8 protein-coding genes are annotated in these 14,978 nt (G+C 58.9%); 7 read left to right on the top strand and 1 reads right to left on the bottom strand.

The window, feature by feature from the left end; all coding sequences use genetic code 11:
* Nucleotides 1-21: 21 nt before the first annotated feature.
* Nucleotides 22-1,056 carry a glutamine synthetase beta-grasp domain-containing protein gene (locus G6N80_RS14290; protein WP_062555740.1) on the bottom strand — a complete coding sequence of 345 codons (1,035 nt, stop codon included), beginning with the start codon at nucleotides 1,054-1,056 and terminating at the stop codon, nucleotides 22-24.
* Nucleotides 1,057-1,452: 396 nt separating this feature from the next.
* On the opposite strand from G6N80_RS14290, the gene G6N80_RS14285 reads away from it, so the two are divergent.
* From G6N80_RS14285 to glgB, 7 genes are all read left to right on the top strand, one after another.
* A complete protein-coding gene (locus tag G6N80_RS14285) occupies nucleotides 1,453-1,656 on the top strand; it encodes a DUF2735 domain-containing protein (protein WP_062555741.1) in 204 nt (67 codons plus the stop codon).
* 361 nt (nucleotides 1,657-2,017) lie between these two features.
* Entirely contained in the window at nucleotides 2,018-5,341 is a 3,324-nt protein-coding gene (locus G6N80_RS14280; protein WP_062555742.1) for a transglutaminase family protein, read from the top strand.
* Between the two features lie 10 nt (nucleotides 5,342-5,351).
* Nucleotides 5,352-7,754: a circularly permuted type 2 ATP-grasp protein gene (locus G6N80_RS14275; RefSeq protein WP_425503928.1), complete on the top strand. Its 2,403-nt coding sequence runs from the start codon at nucleotides 5,352-5,354 to the stop codon at nucleotides 7,752-7,754.
* 3 nt (nucleotides 7,755-7,757) lie between these two features.
* Nucleotides 7,758-8,636, top strand: a complete 879-nt coding sequence (locus tag G6N80_RS14270) for a transglutaminase family protein (protein ID WP_062555743.1) — start codon at nucleotides 7,758-7,760, stop codon at nucleotides 8,634-8,636.
* A gap of 115 nt (nucleotides 8,637-8,751) precedes the next feature.
* Entirely contained in the window at nucleotides 8,752-10,056 is a 1,305-nt protein-coding gene (locus G6N80_RS14265; protein ID WP_062555744.1) for a vWA domain-containing protein, read from the top strand.
* 228 nt (nucleotides 10,057-10,284) lie between these two features.
* Complete coding sequence (locus tag G6N80_RS14260) at nucleotides 10,285-12,747, top strand: glycogen/starch/alpha-glucan phosphorylase (RefSeq protein WP_062555745.1); 2,463 nt, start codon at nucleotides 10,285-10,287, stop codon at nucleotides 12,745-12,747.
* A complete protein-coding gene (gene glgB, locus G6N80_RS14255; protein WP_165134673.1) occupies nucleotides 12,747-14,960 on the top strand; it encodes a 1,4-alpha-glucan branching protein GlgB in 2,214 nt (737 codons plus the stop codon). Before G6N80_RS14260 ends, glgB begins: the two co-directional genes overlap by 1 nt.
* Nucleotides 14,961-14,978: the final 18 nt, after the last annotated feature.

The raw sequence follows: 14,978 nt of genomic DNA, 5'->3' as shown, positions 1-14,978 counted from the left end.
TTATGATCAGGGCCGATAGGCTCAGGCAGCAGCCGAAGCAGCCGTCGGGACTTCTGCGATCGTTGCCAGAACGCGCGAAGCGATCTGGTACGGGCAACCCTGTGAATTCGGACGACGGTCTTCCAGGTAACCCTTGTAGCCGTTGTTGACGAAGGAATGCGGAACGCGGATGGAGGCGCCACGGTCGGCAACGCCGTAGGAGAACTTGTTCCACGGAGCCGTTTCGTGCTTGCCGGTCAGACGCAGGTGGTTGTCCGGGCCGTAAACGTCGATGTGCTCTTTCCAGTTCTTGGCAAAGGCTGCCATGAGCGCTTCGAAATATTCCTTGCCGCCAACTTCACGCATGTAGGTCGTGGAGAAGTTGCAGTGCATGCCCGAGCCGTTCCAGTCCGTATCGCCGAGCGGCTTGCAGTGGAATTCGACGTCGATGCCATACTTTTCGCAGAGACGAAGCAGCAGGTAGCGTGCAACCCAGATCTGGTCGGCAGCCTTCTTGGAGCCCTTGCCGAATACCTGGAATTCCCACTGGCCCTTGGCCACTTCGGCATTGATGCCTTCGTGGTTGATGCCGGCAGCGAGGCAGAGGTCGAGATGCTCTTCGACGATCTCGCGGGCAACGGAACCAACGTTCTTGTAGCCGACGCCCGTGTAGTAAGGACCCTGCGGAGCTGGATAACCCTGCTCAGGGAAGCCGAGCGGACGGCCGTTTTCGTAGAAGAAGTATTCCTGCTCGAAACCGAACCAGGCGCCATCGTCGTCCAGGATCGTTGCGCGGCTGTTCGACGGATGCGGCGTGACGCCATCCGGCATCATGACTTCGCACATAACGAGAGCGCCGTTCGTACGGGCCGGATCGGGATAGATCGCAACCGGCTTCAGAACGCAATCGGAGCTATGACCTTCGGCCTGCATCGTCGAAGAGCCATCGAAGCCCCAAAGCGGCAGCTGCTCAAGCGTCGGGAATGTATCGAATTCCTTGATCTGGGTCTTGCCGCGAAGGTTTGCCACCGGCTTGTAACCATCCAGCCAAATGTACTCGAGCTTGTATTTCGTCATAGTGATCTCTCGTTTCTTATGCTGCGCGTTGTGAGCACATCCTGTTTCGCGCTTCCCTTCATGGGCGCACCGCCAGGACTGCCCATAGCAATGCATAAGCCGTGCCAGTTTGAGTCGCGTTCTGCGATTCGCTGCAGCGAACAAGGGCTGCACCCTGCGAGGCCCCCGGAATGAGGGCAAACGGAACTCCTCCGATCCTATGCCGTTATCCAATGGAGGCAGGCGCGAGATTACAGAAGCGGAGGCCGCACACAGCCAGATTGCCACTTGCGTTTTGCGCAAAAATAATGCATTCTGAACAAAATAAGCGCACCAAAAATGGTGCAAATTAAAGCATCAAGCATAAAAAATAGGCAAAAGCATATCCGGACGGAAAAATGCACCAAGGATAAGACCATGACAACAGCAAGCCCCGAGCATACCGCACAGATCATTCAGTTTCCGGTTGGAGGCCTCAGAGGCCGCCGCGATTTCATGGCGCGGATCGAGAAGAAGGCTGTGGAAGCCAACCCCGCTCTTTGCGATCTGGCTTTCGGTGGCGGCTGGTATCATGCCGAGGCAATCAAGGACTCTGCTCCTTCAGCAGGCAAGCCGTCCTGATTGATCTGCCTACTGAAAAGGCTAAATCGTCTAATTTTTAATCATGAGCTGCGAAATTAAGCAATTTCGCAGCTCATTCCTTTTGCAGCAGACGCGACACGATTCTGAATGCAGCATCCCGCCCAAGGCTTTTGCAGCGCGAATTATATTTGGGCATTCGGCAAAACAAGGCGAATGGAAAATCTTTCGCCTGCAAGATGAGCTCACGGCGATTTGCAGCGCATGGCTTGTCTCTACTGTTGTGACGAGCTGCACGCGCCTGTCGGCAACTTGAAACACCTTGCTTTATTCTCCTGCATTGCACAAACTTGAACCCGCAGTTCGGTGACGGGTATCTGTTTGCGGCCCGGCAAGGAGTTTCATGTCCATCAAAGCCAGCATCTACCATCTTACGCATTATATGTATGACAAGCCGGTTCGATTGGGACCGCAGATCATTCGCCTGAAGCCCGCAGCCCATTCCCGAACGCGCGTTCTCAGCCATTCGCTGAAGGTGACCCCCGAAAATCACTTCGTAAACCTGCAGCAAGACCCTTACGGAAATTATCTCGCTCGCTTCGTGTTTCCGGATCCCGTGACGGAATTCAAGATCGAAGTCGACCTGATCGCCGACATGACGGTCTACAACCCCTTCGACTTCTTTGTCGAAGAGGAAGCGACGAAGTGGCCCTTCGACTACCCCGAAAATCTGGCCGAGGACCTTTCGATCTATCGAAAGCCGGAGCCGACCGGCCCTCTCCTGACAAAGTTCCTGGAGACGATCGACAAGAGCCCTGAACAGCCGACCGTTGACATGGTGGTGGGGCTGAACGCCCGCCTGCAGCGCGAAATCGGCTATATCGTTCGCATGGAACCCGGCGTGCAGACGCCTGAGGAAACGCTGGAGCGCGCCAAGGGATCCTGCCGTGATACAAGCTGGCTTCTGGTGCAGATTCTACGCCATCTGGGTTTGGCGGCACGCTTCGTTTCCGGCTACCTCATCCAGTTGACGCCAGACCTCAAAGCCCTTGATGGCCCCTCCGGCACTGAGGTGGATTTCACCGATCTGCATGCCTGGGCGGAGGTTTATCTTCCCGGCGCCGGTTGGGTGGGTCTGGACCCGACCTCGGGCCTGCTGACAGGCGAAAGCCATATTCCGTTGGCCGCCACGCCACACTATAAGAACGCAGCCCCAATTTCGGGCGGCTATTACGGCGAGGCGGAAACCAGCTTCGACTTCGACATGAAGGTCTCGCGCGTTGCCGAACACCCGCGGATCACCAAGCCGTTTTCCGATGAAAGCTGGGATGCGCTGAATGCACTGGGCGAACAGGTCGACGCCGTGCTCAAGGCGCAGGATGTGCGCCTCACCATGGGCGGCGAACCGACCTTCGTGTCCATCGATGACTTCCAGTCAGAGGAGTGGAACACCGCAGCCGTTGGCCCCACCAAGCGCGACCGTGCCGATGTGCTGATCCGCAAGCTGCGCGAGCGCTTCGCCCCCGGTGGATTTCTGCATTACGGTCAGGGAAAATGGTATCCGGGCGAAAGCCTGCCGCGCTGGACCTTCTCGCTTTACTGGCGCAAGGACGGACTGCCCATCTGGTCAGACCCGGATCTGATCGCCATCGAGAAGCGCGATCACGAGGTAACCCACGAAGACGCGGCCAAGCTTCTTCAGGCGATTGCGCTGGAGCTGGACCTTTCGACGGAGAATGTGGCGCCTGCCTATGAAGATCCGGCGGAATGGATCATCAAGGAAGCGAACCTGCCCGACAATGTCGATCCGGCTAATTCCAAACTCAAAGACCCGGAAGAAAGAAACCGCATCGCCAAGGTCTTCTCCCAGGGACTGACAAGTCCGGCCGGTTATGTCTTGCCGGTTCAGGCCTGGCAGACGCGCGCTTCAGGCCGCAGCTGGGTCAGCGAAAAATGGCGCACACGCCGCGGGCGGCTTTATCTCATTCCGGGCGACAGCCCTGTCGGCTTCCGCCTGCCGCTGAACTCGCTGCCCTATATTGCGCCCTCCTGGTATCCCTACATCAATCCGGTCGATCCAAGCGTCGAGCGTCCGCCTCTTCCAGACTTCTCGACGGAGAAGGGTCGCGTCATGCCGGAGCATTCGCTGCGGCCCGATATTGCGCAGCAGACCCAGCTCGGCCAATCCTATGAGGAAATCGGCGGGCGCGTGCGCACTGCCATCTCCGTGGAAGTGCGCGATGGACGGGTCTGCGTCTTCATGCCACCGACCGCCGCGCTGGAGGAATATCTCGATCTCGTCGCCTCGGCGGAACGTGCTGCGAGGGCGCTCAATCTGCCGGTTCATATCGAGGGCTATACGCCACCGCATGATGAGCGGCTGAATGTCATCCGCGTTGCGCCAGATCCGGGCGTCATCGAGGTCAACATCCATCCGGCTTCCAACTGGAAGGAATGCGTGGAGATTACCACCGCCATCTACGAGGAAGCCCGCCTGAGCCGTCTGGGTGCGGACAAGTTCATGATCGATGGCCGCCACACCGGCACCGGCGGTGGTAATCATGTGGTCGTCGGCGGTGCAAATCCGAATGACAGCCCCTTCCTGCGCAGGCCGGACCTTTTGAAGAGCCTTGTGCTCCACTGGCAGCGGCACCCCTCCCTCTCCTACCTCTTCTCGGGCCTGTTCATCGGCCCGACCAGTCAGGCCCCACGTATCGACGAAGCTCGCCACGACAGCCTCTACGAGCTGGAAATCGCGCTGGCGCAGGTGCCGGCGCCCGGCCAGGGTGTGCCTCCCCTGCCCTGGCTGGTGGACCGCCTGTTCCGCAATCTCCTGACGGATGTCACCGGCAATACCCATCGTTCGGAAATCTGCATCGACAAGCTGTTCTCCCCAGATGGCCCGACAGGACGCCTGGGCCTGGTCGAGTTCCGCGGTTTCGAAATGCCGCCGAACGCACGCATGTCTTTGGCTCAGCAATTGCTGGTGCGGGCATTGATTGCGCGTTTCTGGAAGAACCCGGCACAGGGGTCCTTCGTCCGCTGGGGAACGGCGCTTGCCGACCGTTTCATGCTGCCGCACTTCGTTTGGGCAGATTTCATGGACGTTATCGCCGATCTTCGTGACAACGGTTTCGATCTGCGCCCCGAATGGTTCACCGCCCAGCTGGAATTCCGATTCCCCTTCTTCGGCGAAGTGGAATATGAGGGCGCGAAACTGGAAATCCGGCAGGCGCTGGAGCCATGGCATGTCATGGGCGAACAGGGCGCGATCGGCGGTACCGTGCGTTACGTCGATTCCTCGGTCGAGCGTCTTCAGGTCCGGCTGGAGACCAGCAATCCATCGCGCTACCGCGTGGCATGCAATGGCCGCAATGTCCCACTTGCGTCGACAGGTGCGTCCGGGGTCGCCGTAGCCGGTGTCCGCTTCAAGGCATGGCAACCGGCATCGGGCCTGCACCCGGTCCTGCCCGTTAATTCGCCGCTCACTTTCGACATCTATGATACATGGTCGAACCGCTCAATCGGTGGCTGCGTCTACCATGTCGCTCATCCCGGAGGTCGCAATTACGAGACATTCCCGGTGAATGGCAACGAAGCGGAAGCAAGAAGGCTTGCGCGATTCGAACCTTGGGGGCATACGGCTGGCCGCTATACGTTGATGGCAGAGCTGCCCTCCGCCGAATTCCCGCTGACGCTTGATCTGCGTCGGCCGATAGGAGTGTGAATTGTCAGTGATCCCGGTAACAGAGCTGGACTATGCAGCCGAGGCGGTGGAAGGAGATCCCATCCTCGGCTACCAGGCCTTGCCGGGCGTATCTGACGAAATGCTGGACAGGGACGGCCAGATCCGCCCGGTCTGGCAAAACCTGATTTCCTCGCTCAGCTGCATGTCGGAAGGCGAATTGCACGAACGCTTTGCCCGCGCGGATCGCTACCTGCGCGATGCGGGCGTCTTCTATCGCTCCTATGCCGGACAGGGAAGTGCAGAGCGCGCGTGGCCAATCTCGCATGTGCCGGTCGTGATCGATGGCAAGGAGTGGGAGAAGGTCTCGGAAGGCCTGATCCAGCGCGCGGACCTGCTGGAGAAGATCGTTTCCGATATCTATGGCGAAAACCGGCTGGTGCGCGAAGGCATTCTGCCACCGGCGCTGATTGCTTCAAACCCCGAGTTTCTGAGACCTCTGGTCGGTATCAAACCATCCAGCGGCTATCATCTGCATTTCTGCTCATTCGAGATCGGCCGCGGACCGGACGGTAACTGGTGGGTTCTGGCAGATCGCACGCAAGCTCCGTCTGGCGCTGGCTTCGCGCTGGAAAACCGCGTGGCCACCACCCGCGCCTTCTCCGATATCTATGGCGAAAGCCATGTCCATCGGCTTGCCTCCTTCTTCGGAGCGTTTCGCGATGCGTTGCAGGCACAGAAACGCTATCCGGATGACAGGATCGCCGTTCTGACACCCGGCCCAGCCAACGAAACCTATTTCGAACATGCCTATATCGCCCGCTATCTTGGCTTCATGCTGCTGGAGGGCGAGGATCTCACCGTCGTCAACAACAGGGTCATGGTGCGCACCGTCGCAGGCCTGAAGCCTGTCAGCGTTCTCTGGCGCCGTCTCGACGCGCCTTACGCCGATCCGCTGGAGCTGAACCAGAATTCACACATCGGCACGCCGGGAATGGTGGAAGCACTGCGCTCCGGCTCCGTGACAATCGTCAACGGGCTCGGCTCGGGTATCCTGGAAACGCGCGCACTTCTCGCATTCACGCCAACCATCTGCCGCCATCTGCTGGGCGAAGAGCTCAAGCTGCCCTCCATCGCCACCTGGTGGTGCGGCCAGAAGAGCGAGCGCCAGCACGTGGCGGAAAATATCGAGAAGATGGTGATCGGACCCGCCTATTCCCGTGCACCCTTCTTTGACGACAACAACCAGTCGGTTCTGGGGGCGACCCGCAAGGGCGGCAAGCAATCCGTTGAAGACTGGCTGAATGCCGCAGGCGGCAAGCTGGTGGGTCAGGAAGCGGTGACGCTTTCCACGACACCGGCCTATGTCAACGGCAGGCTGATGCCTCGTCCCATGTCCTTGCGCGTCTTTGCAGCGCGCACCGAAAATGGCTGGCAGATCATGCCGGGTGGCTTTGCTCGCATTGGCTCTGGCGACGATGTGGCCGCGATTGCCATGCAGGCTGGCGGAACCGCTGCAGACGTCTGGATCGTCTCCGACAAGCCGGTCGAAAAGCCATCGCTGCTGCCGCCGGAGGAAAGTTTTTCCCGCAACATGCCGGGAAGCCTGCCAAGCCGCGCCGCCGACAATTTGTTCTGGCTTGGCCGCTATATCGAGCGGGCGGAAGGGGCGCTGCGCATCCTTCGTTCGTGGCATATGCGCTATGCCGAAAGCGCCGATCCTGAACAGCCGCTGCTGGCCGATGTCTCGCGCTATCTCAAAGGCGTCGATATCGACATGGTGAAGGCGGTGCCGCTGCCGCTCATTCGCAACATCGACAGCGCGATCTATTCTGCCAGCAATATCCGTGATCGCTTCTCGCCCGATGGCTGGCTGGCGCTGAACGATCTGGCAAAGACAGCGCGCCGCTTCCACGAAGGCGTTCAGCACGGCGACGATGCCGCCCATGCGATGACGGTGCTCCTGCGCAAGCTGGCGGGCTTTGCCGGTCTCGTGCACGAAAACATGTATCGCTTCACCGGCTGGCGCTTCCTGTCCATTGGTCGCTATCTCGAACGCGGCCTGCACATGACGCGTCTGCTGGGTCACATGTCCGGGCCCGACGCACCGGACGGCGCGCTGGATATGCTGCTGGAGATCGGCGACAGCGTTATGACCCACCGCCGCCGCTACAATGTGAACACCGCTCGCCTGACGGTGACCGATCTTCTGGCGCTCGATCCGCTCAACCCGCGCTCTGTCCTTTTCCAGTTGAACGAGATCCGGACGGAAGTCGAGCAATTACCGCATCCGTATGGCACCGGCCAGATGTCGGCGCTGGACCGGGAATCCATGCGCCTGCATTCCGGCCTCGCGGTCATGACGCCGGAGGCAATGACACCGGATGTCTACGAGCGTCTTGAGGCGGAGATGGAAAAACTCTCCGATCTGCTCGCGCAAACCTATTTCGGATAACCCATGCTTTACGATATCTCGCTCCACATGGGCTATCTCTATGACACGCCCGCCTCGGGAGCTCGCCACATCCTTCGCCTTCTGCCGCTCTCGATCCCGGACCGGCAGCGCCTGATTGCGGGATCGGTGACCGTTGCTCCGACTGCGGAAGAGCGCAGCGACTTCATCGATTTCTTCGGACAGCAGGCAACCTCCATTTTTCTGCGCGCACAGCACGAGAAGCTCGACATCCGCATGCAGGCGCGCGTGATGGTCGAGGCCGCACCGCTGACGGCAGACCTGTCGCCGGAGTTGAAGGATCTGGCGGTGGAGCTTGCCGAGATTCGCTCGATCGATCCCCATGCGCCGCATCATTTCACCGGCCAGAGCCCGCGACTGCCAGACAATGCTGAGATCGCAGCCTTTGCACGAGAAACCGCAAAAGCGGGTCAGACCGTGCGGGAGATCGCGAACCTGCTTTGCGCGCGCATCTTCAAGGAATTCAAGTACGACGCCGAAGCAACGACCGTGGACACGACCCCGGTGGAGGCTTTCAAGCTGAAGCGCGGCGTCTGCCAGGATTTCAGCCACATCATGATCGTGGCGCTCAGAAGTCTGGGAATTCCGGCCGGTTATGTGAGCGGCTTCCTGCGCACCATTCCGCCACCGGGCAAGGAGCGTCTGGAAGGAGCCGACGCCATGCATGCCTGGGTGCGCATCTGGTGTGGAAAATCGACCGGCTACATAGAGCTTGATCCGACCAACAACATTCCCGCAGGAGCAGATCATATCGTCGTCGGCTATGGACGCGACTATGCCGACGTCGCCCCCGTTGTGGGTGTTCTCAAATCCTACGGTACGCATCGCACGGTACAGTCCGTCGACGTTATCCCGCTCAAGTAGCAGAATCGCACCACATTTGGGCGTTCAGCTAAAAATTTACGCATGCAATTAGGAGTTTCGTTAGCTGTCGGCGGTAATCGTTATTCTGTTCTAATGAATGGGACGGACCGAGGCGATGAACTACTCAACCTTCAAAAATCTGCTTGCCGATGAAGCCGGCAACTTTGCGATGATGACGGCCATACTGCTGCCGGTGACGATTGGCGTCGGCGGTGTTGCTGTGGACCTCACCAATGTCATGCGCGAGAAGGCCGAGATCCAGAACATCGCGGACGCAGCAACGCTGGCTGCAGCATCGAAAATGTCCAAGGACGACATTACCGAAGCCGAAGCCACGAAGATGGCCAAGGACGAAATGGTCGGTCAGTATCTGGCCAATCTGCAGTCAAGCGGCATGTCTGAAGACGAGATTGCTGCCGCGAAAGCCGACCTGCAAAAGAACATGAATACCGGCGCAACCATTACCTCGACGGGGGGCTCCAGCAAGAATTTCGAAGTCCGGATGACCCTCAAGGCGAACGTTCAGTTGAGCGGCCTGACGCGTGTTCTGGGCTTTGAAACTATCCCGATTTCGGTTTCCAGCATTTCGGCCAGCGCCCGCGAAGGAAACGCACTGTCCATGTATCTGGTGCTGGACGAGTCCGGCTCCATGGCCTGGGATACGACGACGGTCGATCCGCTCAAGCCGACCAAACAGGAAACCTACACGGCGACTGTTCAAGGCACTTGTTACGATTACTGGCGCGGTTACTACTCCTGCACTTATAATGAGCAGCGCACGCGCACAGTGGCCAATTACGTGACCAAGATCGCTGCGCTGAAAACAGCGGCAGGCGTGATGACGACCGAACTGCTGAAGGCAGCAGCGCCCGATCAGACCAATGCGACGGCACAGGAGACAGAGGCCAAGAAGCTGATCCGCATTGGTGCCGTTTCCTATACCCACGAAACCAAGACAGAGCAGAAGCCGGCCTGGGGCACCACAACCGCCAAGAATTACGTCCTTGCGCTGCCTGCCGTTCCGGAAGGCGGTACGGATGCCAGCGGCGCCATGGCAGTTGCCTTCTCGGATCTGCAGAAAGCCAACGTCACAGAAGCAACGCAGCATAAGGCAAAGCAGAATTACAGCTTTTCCCGTTTCATCGTGCTGATGACCGATGGTGAGATGACCGGCTATAGCAATGCCTGGAACAAGGGCATCGACGACAAGGTTCGTACCGCCTGCGCCCAAGCCAAGGCAGATGGGATCACCGTCTTCACGGTCGCCTTCATGGCACCGGACAAGGGCAAGGACCTGCTGCAAGCCTGCGCCAGCAACAAGGAAAGCTACTACGAATCGTCAAACATGTCCGATCTCGTGGCCGCATTCGGCGACATTGGGCGAAAGGCAGCCAAGACACAAACGCGCTTGACAAATTGACGCAACACATTCTTCTCAAGGTTTACAGGCGCTTGCAGAGATGCGAGCGCCTTTCCGTTTTTCTTCAAGACCTTGCATCGACCAAAGCGCTTTGAAAAACTCTGACAAACCCTATTGCGACCTCTGAACGCATGTGCATCATAACGATTATATTCGACGTTGAAGAAAAGGCCATATTCTGAACCGAACGCCTCCTCCACCGTTCCCTCCAGCAAAGTTGGCAGCCCAATGAATAATACGCTTCCTCCGGTAGAAATCCCGCAACCGGCACCGCGCAGCTCCCGCCCCGAAATCATGGCGGAAGAGATCATAGAGCGCCTGACCTACCGCATCGGTAAGGACGCCAAGGTTGCCAAGCCGCATGACTGGCTCACAGCGGCCATCCTCGTGGTTCGTGACCGAATCATCGACAAGTGGATGGAGTCCACGCGCAAGGTCTACCGGACGGGCGACAAGCGCGTTTACTACCTATCGCTAGAGTTCCTGATCGGCCGCCTGATGCGCGATGCCGTTTCAAACATGGAGCTTCTCAGCGAGATCAAGGATGCGCTCGCATCTTTGGGTGTCGATATCGATGTGATTGCGGGCCTCGAACCGGATGCGGCGCTCGGCAATGGGGGTCTTGGTCGACTGGCAGCCTGTTTCATGGAAAGCATGGCAACGGTCGATATTCCCGCCTATGGCTACGGCATTCGCTACGTGCACGGGCTTTTCCGCCAGCAGATGGCCGATGGCTGGCAGGTGGAACTGCCGGAAAACTGGCTTGCACACGGCAATCCATGGGAATTCGAGCGGCGTGAAAGCTCCTATGAAATCGGCTTTGGCGGCTCGGTGGAAAGTGTCGGCGGCTATGATGATCCGCCGCGTTTCGTCTGGAAGCCTGCGGAACGTTTCATCGCCATGGCGTACGACACGCCAATCGTTGGCTGGCGCGGCAAGCGCGTCAACACGCTGCGTCTCTGGTCCGCCCAGCCGATCGATCCGATCCTGCTCGACGCATTCAACGCCGGTGATCACATCGGTGCGCTGCGCGAAAGCAACAAGGCGGAGACACTCACCCGCGTTCTCTATCCGGCAGATGCCAATCCGGCCGGACAGGAGCTGCGTCTGCGCCAGGAGTATTTCTTCTCGTCGGCTTCGCTGCAGGACATTTTGCGCCGTCACCTCCAGCAGTATCCGGACTTTACCAACCTGCACGAAAAGGTGTCGATCCAGCTGAACGACACGCACCCGGCCATTTCGATTGCTGAACTGATCCGTCTCTTGTGTGATGTGCACGGCATGGATTTCGATCTGGCCTGGGACGTGACGCGCCAGACCTTCTCCTACACCAACCACACGCTGCTGCCCGAGGCTCTGGAAAGCTGGCCGGTTCCGCTGTTCGAGCGTCTGCTGCCGCGCCACATGCAGATCATCTACGCGATCAATACCAAGATCCTGCTGGATGCCCGCAAGGAAAAGAAGTTCGGCGACAGCCAGATCCGGGCGATATCGCTGATCGATGAAGGCGGCGACCGGCGCGTGCGCATGGGCAATCTTGCCTTCGTGGGCTCGCACTCCATCAATGGCGTCTCGGCACTCCATACCGATCTGATGAAGGAAACGGTGTTCGCCGACCTCCATTCGCTTTACCCCAACCGTATCAACAACAAGACGAACGGCATCACCCCGCGTCGCTGGCTGATGCAGTGCAATCCGGGCCTGACCAACCTGCTGCGTGAAGCCATCGGACCTGAGTTCGAGGACAATACCGAGGCCCTGCGCGCACTGGACAGCTTTGCCGACGACAGCGCCTTCCAGCAGAAATTCGCGGAGGTGAAGCGTCAGAACAAGGTGCAGCTTGCCAATCTCGTGGCAGGCCGCATGGGCATTCGCATCGATCCGTCGGCCATGTTCGACATCCAGATCAAGCGCATCCACGAATATAAGCGTCAGCTTTTGAATATCGTCGAAGCGGTTGCGCTGTACGATCAGATTCGCTCCCATCCGGAACTGGATTGGGTGCCGCGCGTCAAGTTCTTCGCGGGCAAAGCTGCGCCCAGCTACCACAACGCCAAGCTGATCATCAAACTGGCAAACGACGTGGCGCGTGTCATCAACAATGACCCGGCTGTCCGAGGGCTTCTGAAGGTTGTATTCATCCCGAACTACAACGTCTCGCTCGCGGAAGTCATGGTTCCGGCGGCGGATCTGTCAGAACAGATTTCGACGGCGGGCATGGAAGCCTCCGGTACCGGCAACATGAAGTTCGGCCTGAACGGTGCACTGACAATCGGCACACTGGATGGCGCCAACGTCGAGATGCGCGACCATGTGGGCGAGGAAAACATCGTTATCTTCGGCATGACGGCGGACGAAGTCGCCCGCGTCCGCTCGGAAGGCCACAATCCACGGGCCATCATCGAGCAGTCGCGTGAACTGGCCCAGGCGCTCCAGGCCATCTCGTCCGGCGTCTTCTCTCCCGATGATCGTTCACGCTTCACGGCTCTCATCGATGGCATCTATAACCATGACTGGTTCATGGTGGCCGGTGACTTCGATGCCTATGCGAAGGCGCAGCGCGATGTCGACCAGATCTGGGCCGATCCCGTGTCCTGGTACGGCAAGACCATTCGCAATACGGCGCGCATGGGCTGGTTCTCGTCTGACAGAACCATCCGGCAGTATGCGTCGGAAATCTGGAGAGCATGATGAGCCAGTCGCCCGCATCCAATGGCAAGAACGGACAAACACCGAGTGAACTTCCGCTTGCCGAGATCGAGGCGCTCATCAGCGGTTCACATGCAAATCCTTTCGCGGTTCTTGGGCCGCACAAGTCAGGCAGCGGGATTATTGCCCGCTGCTTCATACCCGGAGCCGAAAACGTGACCGTGACGGCACTGGACGGAACGATTCTGGGTGAGCTTGGACTTCGCCACGAAGCAGGCTTTTTCGAAGGACCGGTGACGCTCACCACGCTCAAGCCCCTGCGCTACCGGGCGCGCCGGGGCGATGCGGAATGGGCGCTGACCGATCCTTACAGCTTTGGCCCGGTGCTGGGTCCCATGGATGACTATTTCGTTCGCGAAGGGTCGCACCTGCGCCTCTTCGACAAGATGGGCGCACATCCGCTGAAGCACGAAGGCGCCGAAGGTTTTCACTTTGCCGTATGGGCTCCCAATGCCAAGCGCGTTTCCGTGGTCGGCGACTTCAACAATTGGGACGGTCGCCGCCATGTCATGCGGCTGAGGGTCGATACCGGCATCTGGGAGATCTTTGCCCCCGACGTCCTGCCTGGCAGTACCTACAAGTTCGAGATCATCGGCAAGGATGGCGTGCCCCTGCCCCTGAAGGCAGACCCCTATGCACGGCGTGCGGAGCTTCGGCCACAGACGGCATCGCTAACCGCACCGGAACTGGTGCAGGAATGGGAAGACGAGGCACATCGCAAGTTCTGGGCAGAATGCGACCATCGCCGCCAGCCGATTTCGATCTACGAGGTTCATGCGGGCTCCTGGCGCAAACGGCCAGACGGAACCTTTCTCAGCTGGGATGAACTGGCGGCGGAACTCATTCCCTATGTCACGGATATGGGCTTTACCCATATCGAGTTTCTGCCCATTACCGAACATCCCTTCGACCCGTCCTGGGGCTACCAGACCACCGGGCTCTACGCCCCGACCGCGCGGTTTGGCGAGCCGGAGGGCTTTGCCCGCTTCGTCAACGGTTGCCACAAGGTGGGTATTGGCGTCATTCTCGATTGGGTGCCCGCCCACTTCCCGACGGATGCCCATGGTCTTCGGGAATTCGATGGCACTGCCCTCTACGAACATGCCGATCCGCGTCAGGGCTTCCACCCGGACTGGAATACGGCGATCTATAATTTCGGTCGTATCGAAGTTCTGTCCTATCTCATCAATAACGCGCTCTATTGGGCGGAAAAGTTTCATCTAGACGGCCTGCGTGTCGATGCGGTCGCGTCCATGCTCTACCTCGATTATTCCCGCAAGGAAGGCGAGTGGGTCCCTAATGAGTATGGCGGGCGCGAGAATCTTGAAGCCGTTCGCTTCCTGCAGAAGCTGAACTCCGCAAGCTACGCCTCGCATGCGGGGCTGATGACGATTGCCGAAGAGAGCACATCCTGGCCCAAGGTTTCGCACCCCGTGCACGAAGGCGGCCTCGGCTTCGGCTTCAAGTGGAACATGGGCTTCATGCACGATACGCTGAGCTACCTGAAGCGGGAGCCGGTGCATCGCAAGTTCCACCATAACGAACTGACATTTGGCCTGATCTACGCCTATTCGGAAAACTTCGTTCTGCCGCTGTCCCACGATGAGGTGGTGCATGGCAAAGGGTCGCTGATTGCCAAGATGGCAGGCGATGACTGGCAGAAGTTCGCCAACCTGCGCGCCTATTACGCCTTCATGTGGGGCTATCCCGGCAAGAAGCTGTTGTTCATGGGACAGGAATTTGCGCAGTGGAGCGAGTGGAGCGAGGCACGTTCGCTCGACTGGAACCTGCTGCATTACCATCCGCATGAAGGTGTCCGCCGTCTGGTACGCGATCTGAATTTCACCTACCGCTCCAAGCCTGCACTGCATGCACGCGATTGCGAGGGTGAAGGCTTCGAATGGCTGATCGCGGATGATTCCGACAATTCGGTCTATGCCTGGTTGCGCAAGGCGCCGGGAGAAAAGCCGGTTGCCGTCATTACCAATTTCACGCCGGTCTACAGGGAAAACTACCGTGTGCCTCTGCCGAAGGAGGGCCGCTGGCGCGAAATACTGAATACTGACGCCGAAATCTACGGCGGCAGCGGCAAGGGCAATGGTGGCAGGGTGCAAGCCGTTTCTGCCGGAGGAACCATTAGCGCAGAGGTCACACTACCACCGCTCGCCACCATCATGCTTGAGCCTGAAACCTGATTTTATCGATACCTGGGA

It is taken from the genome of Rhizobium rhizoryzae (genome assembly GCF_011046895.1).
GTDB classification, from domain to species: domain Bacteria; phylum Pseudomonadota; class Alphaproteobacteria; order Rhizobiales; family Rhizobiaceae; genus Neorhizobium; species Neorhizobium rhizoryzae.
This window is presented reverse-complemented; position numbering and strand designations above follow the sequence as displayed.

Coding starts and splice junctions, on each gene's coding strand:
- G6N80_RS14280 (WP_062555742.1), top strand. CDS start 2,018: ATGTCCATCAAAGCCAGCATCTACCATCTTACGCATTATATGTATGAC.
- glgB (WP_165134673.1), top strand. CDS start 12,747: ATGAGCCAGTCGCCCGCATCCAATGGCAAGAACGGACAAACACCGAGT.
- G6N80_RS14290 (WP_062555740.1), bottom strand. CDS start 1,056: ATGACGAAATACAAGCTCGAGTACATTTGGCTGGATGGTTACAAGCCG.
- G6N80_RS14265 (WP_062555744.1), top strand. CDS start 8,752: ATGAACTACTCAACCTTCAAAAATCTGCTTGCCGATGAAGCCGGCAAC.
- G6N80_RS14285 (WP_062555741.1), top strand. CDS start 1,453: ATGACAACAGCAAGCCCCGAGCATACCGCACAGATCATTCAGTTTCCG.
- G6N80_RS14270 (WP_062555743.1), top strand. CDS start 7,758: ATGCTTTACGATATCTCGCTCCACATGGGCTATCTCTATGACACGCCC.
- G6N80_RS14260 (WP_062555745.1), top strand. CDS start 10,285: ATGAATAATACGCTTCCTCCGGTAGAAATCCCGCAACCGGCACCGCGC.